This is a genomic window from Neorhizobium sp. T25_13, assembly GCF_002968675.1.
In the GTDB taxonomy this organism is placed as follows: Bacteria; Pseudomonadota; Alphaproteobacteria; order Rhizobiales; family Rhizobiaceae; genus Neorhizobium; species Neorhizobium tomejilense.
The window spans coordinates 236,100-252,163 of record NZ_PVBI01000008.1 but is presented as its reverse complement, the minus strand read 5'-3'; the positions used below and the strand labels follow the sequence as shown (position 1 = coordinate 252,163).

Sequence of the window (16,064 nt, the reverse complement as noted above, 5' to 3'; positions counted from 1 at the left end):
GGAGTATGGTTTTGCGTTCTCACTCCAATGCCCAGATGTCCGAGATCCGGACGCTTCTGGTGATCCCGTGCCTCAACGAAGCGGCGACGATTGCGCCGCTGTTGCACAAGCTGAATGGCCAGCGCGGCGACATGGACATGCTGATCGTCGTCGCCGACGGCGGCAGCCAGGACGGCACGCCGGACATCGTCCAGGGACTTGTTCCGGAAATCCGTGACCTGGTGCTTATCGGTAACCGCAAGCGCATCCAGAGCGCTGCCATCAATCTCGCCGTCGACCGTTTCGGCGAGGATCGCGACTTTCTCATCCGCATTGACGCGCATGGGGACTATCCGGACGATTACTGTCAGACCCTGCTGCAGGAGGCAGTCGAGATGGATGCCGATTCTGTCGTGGTCGGCATGGAGACGATCGGTTTCGGGACTTTCCAGAAGGCGACCGCGGTGGCGCAGAATTCCAAGCTCGGAAACGGTGGTTCGAAACATCGCGCCGTCGGCGGCGGCGAGTGGGTCGATCATGGCCACCACGCGCTGATGCGGATTTCGGCGTTCCGGGCCGTCGGCGGCTATGACGAGAGTTTCAGCCACAATGAGGATGCCGAACTGGACTTCCGGCTGCGCGCAAACGCTTTCCGGATCTGGATGACCGGCAAGACCTACATGACCTATTATCCGCGCTCGACCGCCTCGGCGCTGTTCCGGCAATATCTGGCCTACGGCCGGGGACGGGCGAAAAACCTCGTCAAGCATCGGTCCATTCCGAAGCTCCGGCAGGCAATCCCGCTGGCAGTCGCGCCGGTCGTCCTCGGCGCGGTGCTTGCGCTTCTCTATTGGTGGGCGGCCGTGCCGGTGGTCATCTGGGCCGCGGCCTGCATCGGTTACGGCTTCTGGCTCGCGGTCGGGCAGAAGAACCCTTACGGGCCGCTCGCCTCGCTCTCCGCGATGATCATGCATTTCGCCTGGTCGGCCGGCTTCTGGCTGGAACTGATCGGCATCCGCCCACGGAGGATCGCTTGATGGCGGCAGAGGAAAGGCCATTCCGCATCGATATCGGTATCTGCACCTACCGGCGTCCCGAACTTGCCGAAACGCTGATCTCGCTCTTCGAGATTGCCGTGCCGGCGGGCGCGGAACTGCGCCTGATCGTTGCCGATAACGATGCGAGCCCGAGCGCAAGCGGGCTGGTGGACGGTTTGCGGGCGCGTTCGCCGTTCCCGATCCGCTATGTGCATTGCCCGAAGTCGAATATCTCGATCGCCCGCAATGCCTGCCTCGCCGAAAGCGATGCGGACTACCTTGCCTTTATCGACGACGACGAGACGGCGGAGCCGGAATGGCTGGCTGGACTGATGGCGATGGCGAGGAGCACGGGGGCGGATGCCGTTCTCGGGCCGGTCCGGGCTGTCTACGGAACGCAAAGCGCCGACTGGATGCGCAAGGGCGACTTCCATTCGACGATGCCGGTCTGGGTCGATGGACAGATCAGGACCGGTTATACTTCGAACGTTCTCCTCCATATGCGCTCACCGGTCGTCGCGGGCCGCAGGTTCGCGCTTTCGCTCGGCCAAAGCGGCGGCGAGGATACGCATTTCTTCACCGCACTGACCGATGCCGGCGGCCGGATCGCGTTTGCGCCGGATGCGGTGGTCGAGGAACTGGTGCCCGAAAAGCGGGCAAGCTTCTCCTGGCTCGCCAAGCGCAGGTTCCGTTCCGGGCAGACGCATGGGCGCATCCTTGCGACAAAGAATTCCGGCTTCGGCCGGATCAAGCAGACCGCACTTGCTGCGCTGAAACTCGGTTATTGCCTGGCGGTGACGGCGGCAACCATTGCCTCGCCGGTCATTCGTACTCGCTACGCTCTTCGTGCGGCACTCCATGCCGGCGCGGTCACGGGCACGCTCGGCATCCGCGAGATCCGCCAATACGGAGCCGCCGAAGCCACATGACGATGCAGGATACGCAGGCCCCGGATTTCCAGCCCGACGTGAGCTTTGTGGTTGCGGCTTACAATGCCGAGGACACGCTCGCGCGCGCGATCGACAGTGCGCTCGCCCAGATCGGCGTGACGCTCGAAGTGATCGTCGTCGACGATTGCTCGACGGACGGGACGCGGGCAATCGCGGAAGGTTATTCCGATCAGCGGGTCAGGCTGATTGCCCAGGCGGTGAACGGCGGGCCGGCTGCGGCTCGAAACGCCGGACTCGCGGCGGCCAAGGGCCGTTGGGTCGCCATTCTCGATTCCGACGATACGGTCTATCCCGTCAGGCTGTTGACCATGCTGGAGCGGGCCGAGGATGCGCGAGCGCAGATCGTCGTCGACAATCTCGACGTCATCCCGTTCGACCATGGCGAGCCCCATGCGATGTTTTCCAAGGAGGCGCTGAGGCAGCGGTCGATGCTGACGCTTGCCGATTTTATCGGCTCGAACGTAATTTTCCAGTCGACCTTCAACTTCGGCTACATGAAGCCGATCTTCGAACGCGCATTTCTCCTCGAGCACGGGCTGCGCTTCGACGAGGCGCTGCGGATCGGCGAGGACTATCTGCTGCTTGCTTCTGCCCTGGCGAGCGGTGCGCGATGCGCGATCGCGCCGGAGATCGGATATGTCTACCACCTGCGCCAGGACTCGATTTCGCGCGTCCTGGAGCAGAGTCATCTGGATGCGATGCTGGCCTCCGATCGCGCTTTTCTCGCCCGCTACAAGTTGGATGCAAAGGCCTCGGCTGCCCAACGCAGGCGCACCCGCAGCATCCTCGAAGCGGGTTCATTTCTCACGCTCGTCGACGAAATCAAGAAGGGTTCCGTCGGCGGCTTCCTGAAAACGGCAATCGAAAACCCACGTGCGCTCCGACTTCTGCGCATGCCGATTGCCGTTCGCATGCGTCGGCTGGTGAAACGGCCGACGTCAACTGAAAATCCGATCAATAGGGCGGGGGCGCCCTCAGAAAGGACGAAGGAATGGACATGAAAAGACCAGTTCGAAAGGCGGTGATACCCGTCGCAGGCAACGGCACTCGGTTCCTGCCGGCCACCAAGGCCATGCCGAAGGAAATGTTGACGATCGTCGATCGGCCCGTCGTGCAATATGCGGTCGACGAAGCCATGCAGGCGGGAATCGAGCACATCATTTTCGTGACCAGCCGCAACAAAACCGCGATCGAAGACTATTTCGACAGCGCGCCGGAGCTCGTCGCGACGCTGACCCGCGCGGGCAAGACGGTCCAGGTTACCCAGCTCGAAAAGATGCTGCCGGTCGCAGGCACCGTCAGCTATACGCGCCAGCAGGTGCCGCTCGGGCTTGGCCATGCGGTCTGGTGCGCCCGCGAACTGGTCGGCAACGAGCCCTTCGCGCTGCTCCTGCCCGACATGGTTTCCTACGGTCCGCAGGGCTGCATGGCCGGGCTGATGGATCTCTATGAAGAAGTCGGCGGCAATGTCTTTGCGGTCGAGGAATGTGCACCGGAAGAGACGTCGAGCTATGGTATTGTGGGTGTCGGCCATAGCGTATCGCATGGTTTCGAGGTGACGGAGATGGTCGAAAAACCAAAGCCTGCCGAGGCACCATCCAATTATTACCTGAATGGGCGTTATATCCTGCAGCCGGAAATCTTCGAATTGCTTGCCCGGCAGGAACGCGGCGCCGGCAACGAAATTCAGCTGACGGACAGCATGCACAAGCTTGCGCAGGTCCAGCCGTTCCATGCGCATCCCTATCAGGGACGCACATTCGACTGCGGCAGCAAGCGCGGCTTTATCGAAGCGAATGTCGCCTTCGCCATGCTTCGCCAGGATATGGGGGCCGAGATTTACGCCTCCATCAAGGAACTGATGATGTCGCACGAAACGCGGGTCAAAGCCGCCTGACGCGCATTCAAGTCATACGAGACGGATGGCGGCAATCCGCCATCTGTCCCCCAAAGCTCCAGAAAGCGGGCCCTATGGATCAGGTAAACTTCCGACCGAGAACGATATTCCCGAGCGAAACGCGGGATAACGATACGTTCATCGATCTCGATAAGCTCTGGGCGGCTGCGATCCGTCGTTCGGGGATCGTCGTCGTCTGCCTCATCGCCACCGTTGCCCTTGCCGGGCTCTACCTGGTGATGGCGCAGCCGATCTACACCGCCCTGACGCAGATCCTCATCGACGAGAACCTTTCCCGTTATGCTGACGACGCGCAGGACAGCCAGTCGGCCCAACAGATCGACAACCGCATGTCGAGCGCAGTCGAGATCCTCAAATCCAAGGCATTGGCGGTGAGGGTGGTAGACAAGGCCAAGCTCGATCAGAACGAGACGGTGGTCAATCCGCCGCAGTCGCCGGTCGATCTTGCCAAGGGCGCCATCCGCAGCGTCGTCGCGCTTCTGACCCCCGGCAGTCCGCCGGCTTCCGAGGAGGATATCCGGATGGGCCGGCGCGAAAAGGCGGCGGCTGTCCTGCAGCAATCGCTGACCGTGGAGCGTGTCGGCCGCAGCTCGGTAATCGCGCTGTCCGTTCGTTCGCCGGATCCGCAGCTTGCCGCGATGATCACGCGGACCTACGCGGAGTCCTACCTCACCGAACAGCTCAACGCCAATTTCGATGCGACGGAGCGGGCTTCGCTCTGGCTGCAGGAGCGCCTGAATGATCTCAACAGCCGTTCGCAGCAGGCCTCGCTCGCCGTCGAGCAATTCAAGACCCAGCACGGCCTGGTTTCGCCGCGCGGCGAACTCCTGTCGACACAGCAGCTTTCGGATCTCAACAGCCAGTTGATCGTGGCGCAGGCCGATGCAGCGACCGCTTCGGCGCGCTATAATCAATATCAGGCGATCATCGACAAGGGGCCTGACGCAGCCGTTCAGAATGCCGTCATTTCGGCTCGCGATACCGACAACACGGTCATTCAGGACCTCCGCAAGCGTTACATCAACATTTCCGACCGCGAGCAGGGCATCATCCAGCAGTTCGGCGCCAACCATCCGCAGGCGGTCGCGCTCAAGACGGAAAAGAGCGAACTCGCGCAGCAGATTTACCGCGAGTTGCAGCAATTGACCGGCAGCTTCCGCAACGTATTCGAAGTGGCGAGTTCGCGCGAAAAATCGCTACGTGAAAGTATCGACCGGGTCGCGGGCCGCAATTCGGAAGCGAATGTCTCGATGGTCCAGCTGCGTGAACTGGAGCAGAGGGCGGCGGCGCTGAAGACGCTCTATGAATCCTATCTCGGACGCTTCGAAGAAGCGACGCAACGGCAATCCTTCCCGATCGCGAAGGCGCGCGTGATCTCCGATGCCGGTCTGCCGACGGCCCCGTCCAGCCCGCGCAAGACGCTGACCATGGCGCTCTCGATCGTGCTCGGCCTGCTGATCGGCGGAGCCGCGGCAACGCTCCTGGAATTCCGCGAGCGGTTCTTCCGAACCGGCGACGACGTGCAGGAGAAACTGGGCCTTCGCTTCCTCGGCTACCTGCCGAAAGTGAGCGGCGCCAGTGCGGAGGAAACGCCACCGCCGGCACCGACCGACGCCGAAGCGGCGGGAGCACCTCCCGGAAACCCGATCTCGTTCCGTCGGTTGATGCGGGTCGCGGTCGAGGCGCCGCGGTCTCAGTTCGCCGAGACGCTGCGCAATGCCAAGCTCGCATGTGATATCATGCTGCAGGAGCGGAAGTGCCGGGTGATCGGTGTGGTCTCCTGCCTGCCGGGCGAAGGGAAATCCATGGTCGCCGCCAATTTCGCCGGGCTGATCGCCTCGACGGGCGTTCGCACGCTGGTGATCGACGCCGACCTGCGCAATCCGGGTCTCAGCCGCATGCTGGCCTCGGAGCCGGAAGTCGGACTGGTCGAAGTGGTGCTCCAGCAGACGCCATGGACCAATGCGGCACGTGTCGACCGCCGGTCGCGCCTGACGATCCTGCCGATGACGACGCGCAGCAAGCAGCTCGCCCATACGAGCGAGCTTCTCGCTTCTTCCGGCATGAGCCATTTCCTCGAAAGCATCAAGGATACGTTCGACGTCATCGTCGTCGATCTGGCGCCGCTCCTGCCGGTCATCGATGCCAAGGCCTTCGAGCCCTATGTCGACGGTTTCGTCTTCGTCACCGAATGGGGCGTCACCCCTGCGAAGGCGGTGCAGTCCATCATCCGGTCCGAACCGCAGATCGCCTCGAAAACGGTGGGCGTGATCCTCAACAAGACGGAGATGTCGGAATTGCACCGCTATGCCGATCCGGGCTCGCCGGAGCGGCTGCACAGCAGCTATGTCTCATATTACAAGGAAGGTTCGGCCTCGGCGCCTCGCTGAACCTGTGATTCAGCTGACATGTGATTAAAGGGGCGGTTTTTACCGCCCCTTTTTTGTCAGGCGCTTGCCGCGGCCTGGTCGCTCCACTGCGTGCAATCGGCGAAATCGACCTTGCGAAATACGTGGCCGATGCCGATCAGCACGGGTTCATCGATACCGATCTCTGCCATGGCCGCAGCCATGTCGCTCAGTCGCCCGGCCCAGCGCCGCTCGTTCGGCCGGGTCACCGCGCTGACGATCGCCACCGGCATGTCGTGCGTCATGCCGGCGTCCGTCAGTTTGCTGACGATCTCGCCCGCCGTGCGTCCCGCCATGTAATAGATGGTCGTGGTTCGCGGGTCGGCGAGGCTTTTCCAGTCCAGATTGTCCGGCAGCACGCCCTTGCGCGAATGGCCGGTGACGAAACGAACGCCCTGCGCATGGTCGCGGTGGGTCAGCGACACGCCGAGCCGCGAGGCCATGGCGCTTGCCGAAGTGATGCCCGGCACGACGTCGACGGGGATGCCTTCTCGTTCCAGGCAGGCGATCTCTTCGCCGGCACGGCCAAAGACCATCGGGTCGCCGGATTTCAGGCGGACGACGCGCTTGCCCGCCTTGGCGAACTTTACCAGCATGTCGTTGATGTCTTCCTGGCGGCAGCTTACCCGGCCACCGCGTTTTCCCACCAGCATTCGTTTCGCCTCGCGGCGTGCGAGCTCCAGCACCTCGTCGGAGACGAGATCGTCGAACAGGATGACGTCGGCCGCCTGCAGGGCACGCACCGCCTTCAGCGTCAGAAGTTCGGCATCGCCGGGGCCTGCGCCGACAAGGGTGACACGGCCCTTCTGGGCCGAGGATGCGACGCGGCCGGCATCGGCGAGGATCGCAGCTTCGCTGCCCGAGCCCGGTTCGCTGCCGAAGGCGCGGTCCACGAAACGTTCCCAGAAGGCTCTTCGCTGCGGGCCGGGCGCCAGGCGGTCGTTGATCTTTTCCCTGAGCGACTGCGCTAGTTCCGCCCAAGTTTTCAACGAGGCCGGCAACAGGGTCTCGATACGACGGCGGATCGCCTGCGCCAGGATCGGCGCCGCACCATCGGTTGAAATGGATACGACGACCGGCGAGCGGTTGACGATCGAACCGAACTGGAACTGGCAGAAGGCGGGTTTGTCGATGACATTGACCGGTACGCCGGCCGCGCGGGCAGCGTCGAAAAACGCCTGCGCCTCGTCCTCATCGTCGCAATCCGCAATCGCGATCGCTGCGCCCGCGAAAATCGAAGCGTCCCACACGTTTAGATGATGAATAAAGCGACCCTGCGGATGTTCCGCCCCGCGTTCGATCAGCTTTTCGAATGTCTCGGACAACCTGTCCGCATAGACATGCACATTGGCGCCGCAGGCAGCGAGCAGCTCGGCTTTCCACGCGGCCGCATCCGACCCGCCGGCAACGATGACGAGCCTGCCTTCGAGCGCCCAGAAGACCGGGAGCTTCGCAAGCGGCGCCATGCGGGCGCCACGATCAGGAGATGCTTCATTCCGCAGCAGCTGCAAGACATCCATCGATGATCCCCCTGATTTCAGCGCGGCAGGAGCCGCAATTGGTGCCGGCATTGGTTTCCTTGCCGACCGTCTCGACGCTGTGGCAGCCGGTCCTGACCGCGCCGATGATCCGATTGACGCCGACCGAAAAGCAGGAGCAGACGGTGGCGCCGGGATCCGGCTGGTCGGCTCCGGGGCGTCCGGCAACGATCGCAAAGCGCTTGCGCAGGTCGGTATGTTCGGCGGCAAGTTGGCCGATTGCCCAGTTGCGCGCGACGGCGACCGGCTCGTTCGCCAGGAAAAGAGCTGCGAGCAGCTTTCCGCCGTCGAAAAAGGCGAGGCGCAGATCGCCGGACTGATGGTCGGCATAACCGAGCGGCTCGATCTCGGCCGGAATGCCGAATGCTCCCCGGCACCACGCCACCCAGTCCTCGACCGGGTCCGCGAACGCGAGTTCGATCCGCCAGCCGCCATCGGCCTTGGCGAGCGCCCAGTAATCCGCCTGTGGGTTCAGGGGTTTCGAGGCGGAAACGGCAAAGCCGTAGAGGCAAGCGGCGAACGGTCGGGCGGCGATCGCTATGTTCTTCGACGCCGGTTGGCCGGAAAACGGGTCGGTGACGGGTGCGACCAGTGCATCGATGCGCGCCTTTGCGGCGAACTGGTCGTTCCAGTGCATCGGCACGAAGACGTTTCCACGGGCCTGGCGTTCGGTGACCAGCGCCCGGACGATTGCCTTGCCGTGGGGGCTTTCGAGTTCGACCAGGCCGGCGCCGCGAATGCCGAGTTCCATCGCATCGCGCGGATGGAGTTCCGCAAAGGGCTCGGCGATATGGCCGGAAAGCCGGGCACTTTTCGCCGTCCGCGTCATTGTGTGCCAATGGTCGCGGATGCGGCCAGTGTTCAGCGTCAGCGGGTATTCTTCGTTCGTGCGGTCGGTCGCTGGAGCTTGGACGGCGACGAAACGTGCCTTGCGATCGGGGTGGTAGAAGCCGCCATCGGCGAAGAAGCGCTTGTCGCTACCCCCCTCTGTCCTGCCGGACATCTCCCCCTCAAGGGGGGAGATCGGCTGGGCGCCAACTCTTTGTCCAAAACCATCCGTCGAGCAGGCCGTCTCGTTTCTTTGGAAGCGACGATCCTGCCGCTTGTGATCTCCCCCCTTGAGGGGGAGATGGCCGGCAGGCCAGAGGGGGGTATCTTCCAGCGGAGCAGGCCATTGGAACGGCGTCAGTGCATCGTATCCCTCTTTGCCGATTTCGACACACGCTCCGATATCGAAATCCCGGCTGCCCTCGTTCTCGAAGGCCGAAAGTGCTGCATGCTCGGCGAAAATCTCAGCCGCAGACCGATAATCGAAGCCGTCAAAACCCATGCGCCGGCCGACCTCCGCCATCTGCCACCAATCGGCTTTGGCTTCACCGGGTGCGGACAGAAACCAGCGCTGGCGGGAGATGCGACGTTCCGAATTGGTGACGGTACCGTCCTTCTCGCCCCAGCCGACCGAGGGCAGCAGGACATGCGCGTGGCGGGCCGTATCGGTGTCCCGGAGAATGTCGGAGACCACCACGAAAGGACAGGCCTTGATGGCAGCCTCGACCGCATCGGCATCCGGCATCGACACCACCGGATTGGTGGCCATGATCCACAGCGCCTTGATCCGCCCATCGGCAACCGCGCGGAACATATCGACGGCCTTCAGGCCCGGCTTTTCGGCGATCCGCGGCGAGGCCCAGAAACGCTGCACGCGGTCGCGATCGTCCGCGCTTTCGATCGCCATATGGGCGGCGAGCATGTTGGCGAGACCGCCGACCTCGCGGCCGCCCATGGCGTTCGGCTGGCCGGTCAGCGAAAAGGGACCGGTGCCCGGCTGGCCGATGCGGCCGGTCGCCAGATGGCAGTTGATGATGGCATTGACCTTGTCCGTACCCGACGCCGATTGGTTGACGCCCTGGCTGTAGCAGGTGACGACCTTCTCCGTCGTCTCGAACAGGTGAAAGAACTCGCGAAGCTGCATCGCCGGCAGGCCCGTCCGCTCCATCAGTTCTGTAAAGGAAAGCGCGGAAGCGGCGGCAAAGGCTTCGCCAAACCCTTGCGTATGCGCGGCGATATAGTTCTGGTCGATTGCCGGGCTTTGCGCGAGGTGGGCGAGCAGGCCCATGAACAGCGCCACGTCGCCATCCGGCCGAATGCCCAGATGCAGGTCGGCGATATCGCAGGTCATCGTCCGGCGCGGATCGATGACGACGATCTTCATGCCCGGCCGCGCGGTCTTGGCTGCTGCGAGCCGCTGATAGATCACCGGGTGACACCAGGCGAGGTTGGAGCCGGTGAGGATGACCAGATCGGCGAGTTCGATATCCTCGTAGGTGCCGGGAACGGTATCGGATCCGAAAGCGCGGCGGTGGCCGGCGACGGACGAAGACATGCAAAGCCTGGAATTGGTGTCGATATTTGCCGAGCCGATAAAGCCCTTCATCAGCTTGTTGGCGACATAATAGTCTTCGGTCAGCAATTGGCCGGAAACGTAGAAGGCAACCGAATCCGGTCCGTGTTCGGCGATGGTTTTCGAGAATTTTTCGGCGACGAGATCGAGCGCCTCGTTCCAATCCGCCTGCCGGCCAAGGATTTCGGGGACGAGGACACGCCCATCGAGATCGATGGTTTCAGCCAGTGCCGATCCCTTGGAACAGAGCCGGCCGAAATTGGCCGGATGCTCGGGATCGCCTTTGACCGTCACAGCGCCGGAGTCCGCCACTGTGGCGATGACGCCGCAGCCGACGCCGCAATAGGGGCAGGTCGTCCTGGTGGTGTTTCCACCCGCCTGCATTTCCGTTTCCAGAAGACCCGCCCCCATCGGTTCACTCCGCCGGAACGCCGGCAGGATTGCCGATATGGCTGGCCGGAACGCTCTGTTTGCCCTTCTTGCGGCCATGGGTCGAATAGAGGGTGAGGCCGACGAAGGTGAGGCCGCCGACAAGATTGCCGATGACGGTCGGGATTTCGTTCCAGATCAGGTAATCCATGATCGAGAACTTGCCGCCCAGCAGCAGGCCGGAGGGGAACAGGAACATGTTCACGATGGAATGTTCGAAGCCCATGTAGAAGAACAGCATGATCGGCATCCACATGCCGATGACCTTGCCGGACACGGAGGTCGACATCATCGCGGCGACGACGCCGGTCGAAACCATCCAGTTGCAGAGAACGCCGCGGACGAAGAGCGTCAGCATGCCCGCCGCGCCGTGTGCCGCATAACCGAGCGTGCGGCCTTCGCCGATATGACCGATCCTCTGGCCGACTTCGTTTGGTGCCTCGCTGAAGCCGAAGGTGAAGATGATCGCCATCATCACCGCAACAAGGAAGGCGCCGGCGAAATTGCCGACGAAGACGAGCGTCCAGTTGCGCATCACGCCGCCGGCGGTCACACCCGGCCGCTTGTCGATCAGGGCGAGCGGTGTAAGCGTGAAGACGCCCGTCAGGAGATCGAAGCCCATGAGGTAGAGAAGGCAGAAGCCGACCGGGAAGAGGATGCCGCCGGCGAGAGCGTTGCCGGTCTGCACCGTGATGGTGACGGCGAAGGCTGCGGAAAGCGCAAGAATGGCGCCCGCCATGAAAGCCCGGATCAGGGTGTCGCGCGTGGACATCAAGATCTTTGCCTCGCCAGCATCGATCATCTTCGTCACGAATTCAGTGGGATGCACATAGGACATTTTTTTCTTGTCTCCCTAGAGTAGATCGTTGGTAAGGGCCGCGCCGATTATTCGGCCGCGGCCAACTGTTCTTCGAGTGCCATGAAGATGTCTTCGCCGCGCAGTTCGAGCCGGATGGTCCGGACCGAGCCTTCGTCGGCGCCGAGCGCCTTGCCGGTTTCGAGCGAAATCACCCAGTTGTGCAGCGGACACGTCACCGAGGTGCCGTGCACGATGCCCTGGCTGAGCGGTCCACCCTTGTGAGGGCAGTGATCTTCGATGGCGAAGACCTGGTTTTCGGCGGTGCGGAACACGCCGATCTTGCCTTGGGGCGTTTTCACGCAGCGCGCGCCGCGGAGCGGAATGTCGGTCAGCTTGCCGATCGCGATCCAGTTCATGCTCATCTCCTCACTCGGCTGCATGCGGGTAGCCGACCGTCGCCATCGGCCGGAACTCGTGTTTGTCCTTGCCGGAGACACGCTCCGACCACGGGTCGACCTGGGCGAACTTCTGGGAGAAGACGAAACGCTCGTAATAGGCCTCGCGCTTCTCCGTATCGGTCATGATCTGCCGGCGGATTTCGTCGAGGCCGATGCGCTTCGCCCATTTGTAGATGCGCTCGAGATAACGACCCTGTTCGCGGTACATCTGCGTGAGTGCGACGATGTATTCGAGCGCTTCGTCCTCGGTCTTCACCAGGCCGAGCACTTCGGTACCCTTGATGTCGAGGCCCGCGGCGCCGGCGAAATGGATCTCGAAGCCCGAGTCCACGCAGATGACGCCGATGTCCTTGCAGGTTGCTTCCGCACAGTTGCGCGGACACCCCGAGACGGCCATCTTCAACTTGGCCGGTGTCCAGGAGCCCCACATGAATTTCTCGATGCGGATGCCGAGGCCGGTGGAATCCTGCGTTCCGAAGCGGCACCAATCGGAGCCGACGCAGGTCTTTACCGTGCGTAGGCCCTTGGCATAGGCCTGGCCGGAGATGAAGCCGGCCTTGCCGAGATCGGCCCAGACGGCAGGTAGGTCTTCCTTCTCGATGCCGAGAAGGTCGATGCGCTGGCCGCCGGTGACCTTCACCATCGGGATCTCGAACTTGTCGACGACGTCGGCGATCGCCCTCAATTCCTGCGAATTGGTGACGCCGCCCCACATCCGCGGCACGACGGAATAGGTACCGTCCTTCTGAATGTTGGCGTGGACGCGTTCGTTGATGTAGCGCGACTGGTAATCGTCGGCATATTCATCCGGCCAGTCGCAGACGAGGTAGTAGTTGAGCGCCGGGCGGCATTTGGCGCAGCCGCAGGATGTCTTCCATTCCAGTTCCTGCATGACCGCCGGGATGGTCTTCAGGCCCTTCGCCTTGATCAGGCGGCGCACGTCGTCATGGCCGAGTTCGGTGCAGGTGCACATCGGCTGCACGGCCTTCGGATTGTAGGCATCGCCAAGCGTGATCGCCATCAGCTGTTCGACGAGGCCGGTGCAGGTGCCGCAGGAGGCGGAGGCCTTGGTGTGGGCACGCACGTCGTCGAGCGATGTCAGGCCCTTCGCGGTGATCGTCGAGGTGATCTTGCCCTTGCAGACGCCGTTGCAGCCGCAGATTTCTGCATCATCCGGCAAGGCTGCAACGGCCGCCATAGGGTCCAGCGGGGACCCTCCCTGGTAGGCCTGGCCGAAGATCAGCGTGTCGCGCATCTCCGTAATATCGGTCGCCTTCTTCTTCAGGTCGTTGAACCAGGCGCCATCGGAGGTCTCGCCGTAAAGGACCGTGCCGATAATGCGGTTGTCCTTCAGAACGAGGCGCTTGTAGATGCCGGCGGTGGCATCGCGCAGCACGATTTCCTGGCGGTCGTCGCCATCGGCGAAGTCGCCGAGCGAATAGAGGTCGATGCCGGTGACCTTGAGCTTTGTCGGCGTGTCGGAATGCACGAAGGCCGGCTTGGTGTCGCCTGCCAGATGCGACGCCGCGATGCGGGCCATTTCGTAGAGCGGTGCGACGAGGCCGTAGACCATGCCGCCCACTTCGGCGCATTCGCCGATGGAATAGATGTCGCCGTCAGACGTCTGCATTCCCGCATCAACGACGATGCCGCGATTGACCGCGAGGCCTGCTTCCTTGGCGAGGCCGGCGCTCGGACGGATGCCGACGGCCATGACCACCAGCGTCGCCGGAATGATCGTGCCGTTATCGAGTTCGACGCCCTCGACCTTGCCATTGCCGATGATCTGTTTGGTATTGGCCTTGCAGATCACCTTGATGCCGCGTTCTTCGACGGCCTTCTGCAGCAGGTAACCGGCGGCCGGATCGAGCTGGCGCTCCATCAGCGTCGGCATCACGTGCAGCACGGTCACGTCCATCCCGCGCTGGGCGAGGCCGGCGGCTGCTTCGAGGCCGAGCAGGCCACCGCCGATGACGATCGCCTTTTCGCGAGACTGGGCGGCGAGAAGCATGGCCTGGACATCGTCGAGGTCGCGATAGGTGATGACGCCCGGCAGGTCCTTGCCCGGTACGGGGATGATGAACGGCACAGAGCCGGTGGCGATCACCAGCTTGTCGTAGCTTTCGGTGACGCCGTGATCGGAGGTAACGGTCTTCGCCGCCCGGTCGATCGCGACGATCTTGTGGCCCTTGTAGAGCGTGATGCCGTGGTCGATGTACCAGCCGTCGCCATGGATGACGATCTGCTCGAAGCTCTTTTCGCCGGAAAGCACCGGCGAAAGCATGATGCGGTCGTAGTTGACGCGCGGCTCAGCGTTGAAGATCGTGACTTCGTAGCGGCCGGGCGCCTGTTCGAAGAGATGCTCCAGCATGCGTCCCGGCGCCATGCCATTGCCGATGATGATGAGTTTTTCTGTCATGGTTCTTACTCCGCGGCTTCGACGAAGCGGTGGCGTTCGTAGAGGAATTTCAGGACTGCCTCGCGGCACTTGAGATATGTGCGGTCGGAAGCAAGCTCGATGCGGTTGCGCGGGCGTGCGATCGGCACGTCGAGCACTTCGCCGATATGGGCGGCGGGACCGTTGGTCATCATCACGATGCGGTCGGAAAGCAGTACCGCTTCATCGACATCGTGGGTGATCATCACCATGGTGTTGCCGAGACGGCTGTGGATCTCCATGACCGCGTCCTGCAGATGGGCACGCGTCAGGGCGTCGAGGGCGCCGAAGGGTTCGTCGAGCAGCAGGATCTTCGGTTCCATGGACAGGGCCCGGGCAATGCCGACGCGCTGCTTCATGCCGCCGGATATTTCCGCCGGGCGCTTGTCCTTGGCGTGAGCCATCTGCACGAGGTCCAAGTTTTCCATGACCCAGTCATGCCGCTGCGCCTTGGTCTTGGTGCGGCCGAAGACTTTCGAGACGGCCAGGTTGACGTTTTCGTAGACCGTCAGCCAGGGCAGCAGCGAGTGGTTCTGGAAAACGACGGCGCGTTCCGGACCCGGTGCGTTGACCTCACGATTTTCGAGCAGCACAGCGCCCGCCGAGACGGGCGTCAGCCCGGCAATGAGGTTGAGCAGCGTGGACTTGCCGCAGCCGGAATGGCCGATGATCGAGACGAATTCCCCCTTGGAGATCGTCAGGTTGATGTCCTTCAGAACCTCGGCGCGATTGCCGCCGCGGTCGAAATGCTTGTCGATATGATCGAGCTTCAGGTAGGCGTTCATGGTCCGCTCCTCAGTTTGCCGAAGCGCCGCGGGTGATGATCTTGCCGAGCGCGGAAACCAACTTGTCGAGGGCGAAGCCGACAATGCCGATATAAGCGAGCGCGACGATGATGTCGGGCAGGCGCGACGAGTTCCACGCATCCCAGATGAAGAAGCCGATGCCGACGCCGCCGGTGAGCATCTCGGCTGCGACGATGGCGAGCCAGGAGAGGCCGACGCCGATCCTGAGGCCCGTGAAGATGTACGGGGCGGCCGACGGCAGCATGATCTTGAAGAAGAATTCGATCTGGTTCAGCCGCAGCACCTGCGCGACATTGCGATAGTCCTGCGGGATGTTGCGCACCCCGACGGCGGTGTTGATGATCACCGGCCAGATCGAGGTGATGAAGATCACGAAGATCGCGGAGGGGCTCGAATCCTGGAAGGCGGCGAGCGACAGCGGCAGCCAGGCGAGCGGCGGCACGGTGCGCAGCACCTGGAAGATCGGGTCGAGGCCGCGCATCGCCCAGATCGATTGTCCGATGATCGCACCGACGATGACGCCGGTCACGGCGGCGAGGCCAAACCCGTAGGCGACGCGCTGCAGCGAGACCAGTACCCGCCAGCCGAGCCCGATATCCTGCGAACCGTGGACGAAGAACGGATAGGCGATCAGGTCATAGGCTTCCGTCCAGACCACATGCGGCGAGGGGAGCGAGGCATTCGGCGCCGAACAGAGGACTTGCCAGACGAGCAGGATCAGCGCCAGCACGATAACCGGCGGCACGACGTTGCGCAGCGTCGTCATGCCGATCTGCTTGAAATCGATCCTCGATACGGGCTTGCCGGAAAAGGGGACGATAGTTGCTGCCGGCTTTGCGGTAGCGACTGCGGAAACATTTTCTTTTTTTGCCAGGGCGGACATCTGCGCGCTCCTTAGAAAGGG

Annotated in this window: 11 protein-coding genes and 2 pseudogenes; 5 read left to right on the top strand and 8 right to left on the bottom strand. The window is 62.8% G+C overall.

Translation table 11 applies throughout. From position 1 onward, the window contains the following. Positions 1 to 5 precede the first annotated feature (5 nt). From C5J22_RS31315 to C5J22_RS20310, 5 genes are all read left to right on the top strand, one after another. Positions 6 to 1,016 (top strand): glycosyltransferase family 2 protein, encoded by a 1,011-nt coding sequence (locus C5J22_RS31315; protein ID WP_172746719.1) that lies wholly within the window; start codon positions 6 to 8, stop codon positions 1,014 to 1,016. After that, a complete protein-coding gene (locus C5J22_RS20325; RefSeq protein WP_105439691.1) occupies positions 1,016 to 1,945 on the top strand; it encodes a glycosyltransferase family 2 protein in 930 nt (309 codons plus the stop codon). Before C5J22_RS31315 ends, C5J22_RS20325 begins: the two co-directional genes overlap by 1 nt. Continuing rightward, positions 1,942 to 2,967, top strand: a complete 1,026-nt coding sequence (locus C5J22_RS20320) for a glycosyltransferase family 2 protein (RefSeq protein ID WP_105439690.1) — start codon at positions 1,942 to 1,944, stop codon at positions 2,965 to 2,967. The genes C5J22_RS20325 and C5J22_RS20320 overlap by 4 nt, the downstream gene beginning before the upstream one ends. Further along, complete coding sequence (locus tag C5J22_RS20315; RefSeq protein ID WP_105403095.1) at positions 2,958 to 3,863, top strand: UTP--glucose-1-phosphate uridylyltransferase; 906 nt, start codon at positions 2,958 to 2,960, stop codon at positions 3,861 to 3,863. Before C5J22_RS20320 ends, C5J22_RS20315 begins: the two co-directional genes overlap by 10 nt. 74 nt (positions 3,864 to 3,937) lie before the next feature. Next, positions 3,938 to 6,274, top strand: a complete 2,337-nt coding sequence (locus tag C5J22_RS20310) for a polysaccharide biosynthesis tyrosine autokinase (protein ID WP_105439689.1) — start codon at positions 3,938 to 3,940, stop codon at positions 6,272 to 6,274. Positions 6,275 to 6,330: 56 nt separating this feature from the next. Here C5J22_RS20310 and cysG read toward each other — a convergent pair whose 3' ends face one another. The 8 genes and pseudogenes from cysG to ntrB all read right to left on the bottom strand — a co-directional run bounded on the left by cysG (position 6,331) and on the right by ntrB (position 16,043). After that, the gene (cysG, locus tag C5J22_RS20305) at positions 6,331 to 7,812 is read right to left on the bottom strand and encodes a siroheme synthase CysG (protein ID WP_105439688.1); all 1,482 of its coding nucleotides are present in this window, start codon (positions 7,810 to 7,812) and stop codon (positions 6,331 to 6,333) included. After that, positions 7,784 to 8,875 (bottom strand): annotated as a pseudogene (locus C5J22_RS32085) (molybdopterin dinucleotide binding domain-containing protein); the annotation flags it as partial. The pseudogene C5J22_RS32085 and the gene cysG, both read right to left, overlap by 29 nt. 123 nt (positions 8,876 to 8,998) lie before the next feature. Next, positions 8,999 to 10,615 (bottom strand): annotated as a pseudogene (locus C5J22_RS32080) (molybdopterin-dependent oxidoreductase); the annotation flags it as partial. A gap of 31 nt (positions 10,616 to 10,646) precedes the next feature. After that, entirely contained in the window at positions 10,647 to 11,498 is an 852-nt protein-coding gene (locus C5J22_RS20285) for a formate/nitrite transporter family protein (protein ID WP_105439687.1), read from the bottom strand. A 47-nt stretch (positions 11,499 to 11,545) separates the two neighbouring features. Then, positions 11,546 to 11,881, bottom strand: coding sequence for a nitrite reductase small subunit NirD (gene nirD, locus C5J22_RS20280; protein ID WP_105403091.1), 336 nt, complete (start codon positions 11,879 to 11,881; stop codon positions 11,546 to 11,548). A 4-nt stretch (positions 11,882 to 11,885) separates the two neighbouring features. After that, positions 11,886 to 14,336: a nitrite reductase large subunit NirB gene (gene nirB, locus C5J22_RS20275; RefSeq protein ID WP_105439686.1), complete on the bottom strand. Its 2,451-nt coding sequence runs from the start codon at positions 14,334 to 14,336 to the stop codon at positions 11,886 to 11,888. A gap of 5 nt (positions 14,337 to 14,341) precedes the next feature. Continuing rightward, positions 14,342 to 15,139: an ABC transporter ATP-binding protein gene (locus tag C5J22_RS20270; protein WP_046666387.1), complete on the bottom strand. Its 798-nt coding sequence runs from the start codon at positions 15,137 to 15,139 to the stop codon at positions 14,342 to 14,344. Positions 15,140 to 15,149: 10 nt separating this feature from the next. Then, the gene (gene ntrB, locus C5J22_RS20265; RefSeq protein WP_105439685.1) at positions 15,150 to 16,043 is read right to left on the bottom strand and encodes a nitrate ABC transporter permease; all 894 of its coding nucleotides are present in this window, start codon (positions 16,041 to 16,043) and stop codon (positions 15,150 to 15,152) included. Between the last annotated feature and the right edge of the window lie 21 nt (positions 16,044 to 16,064).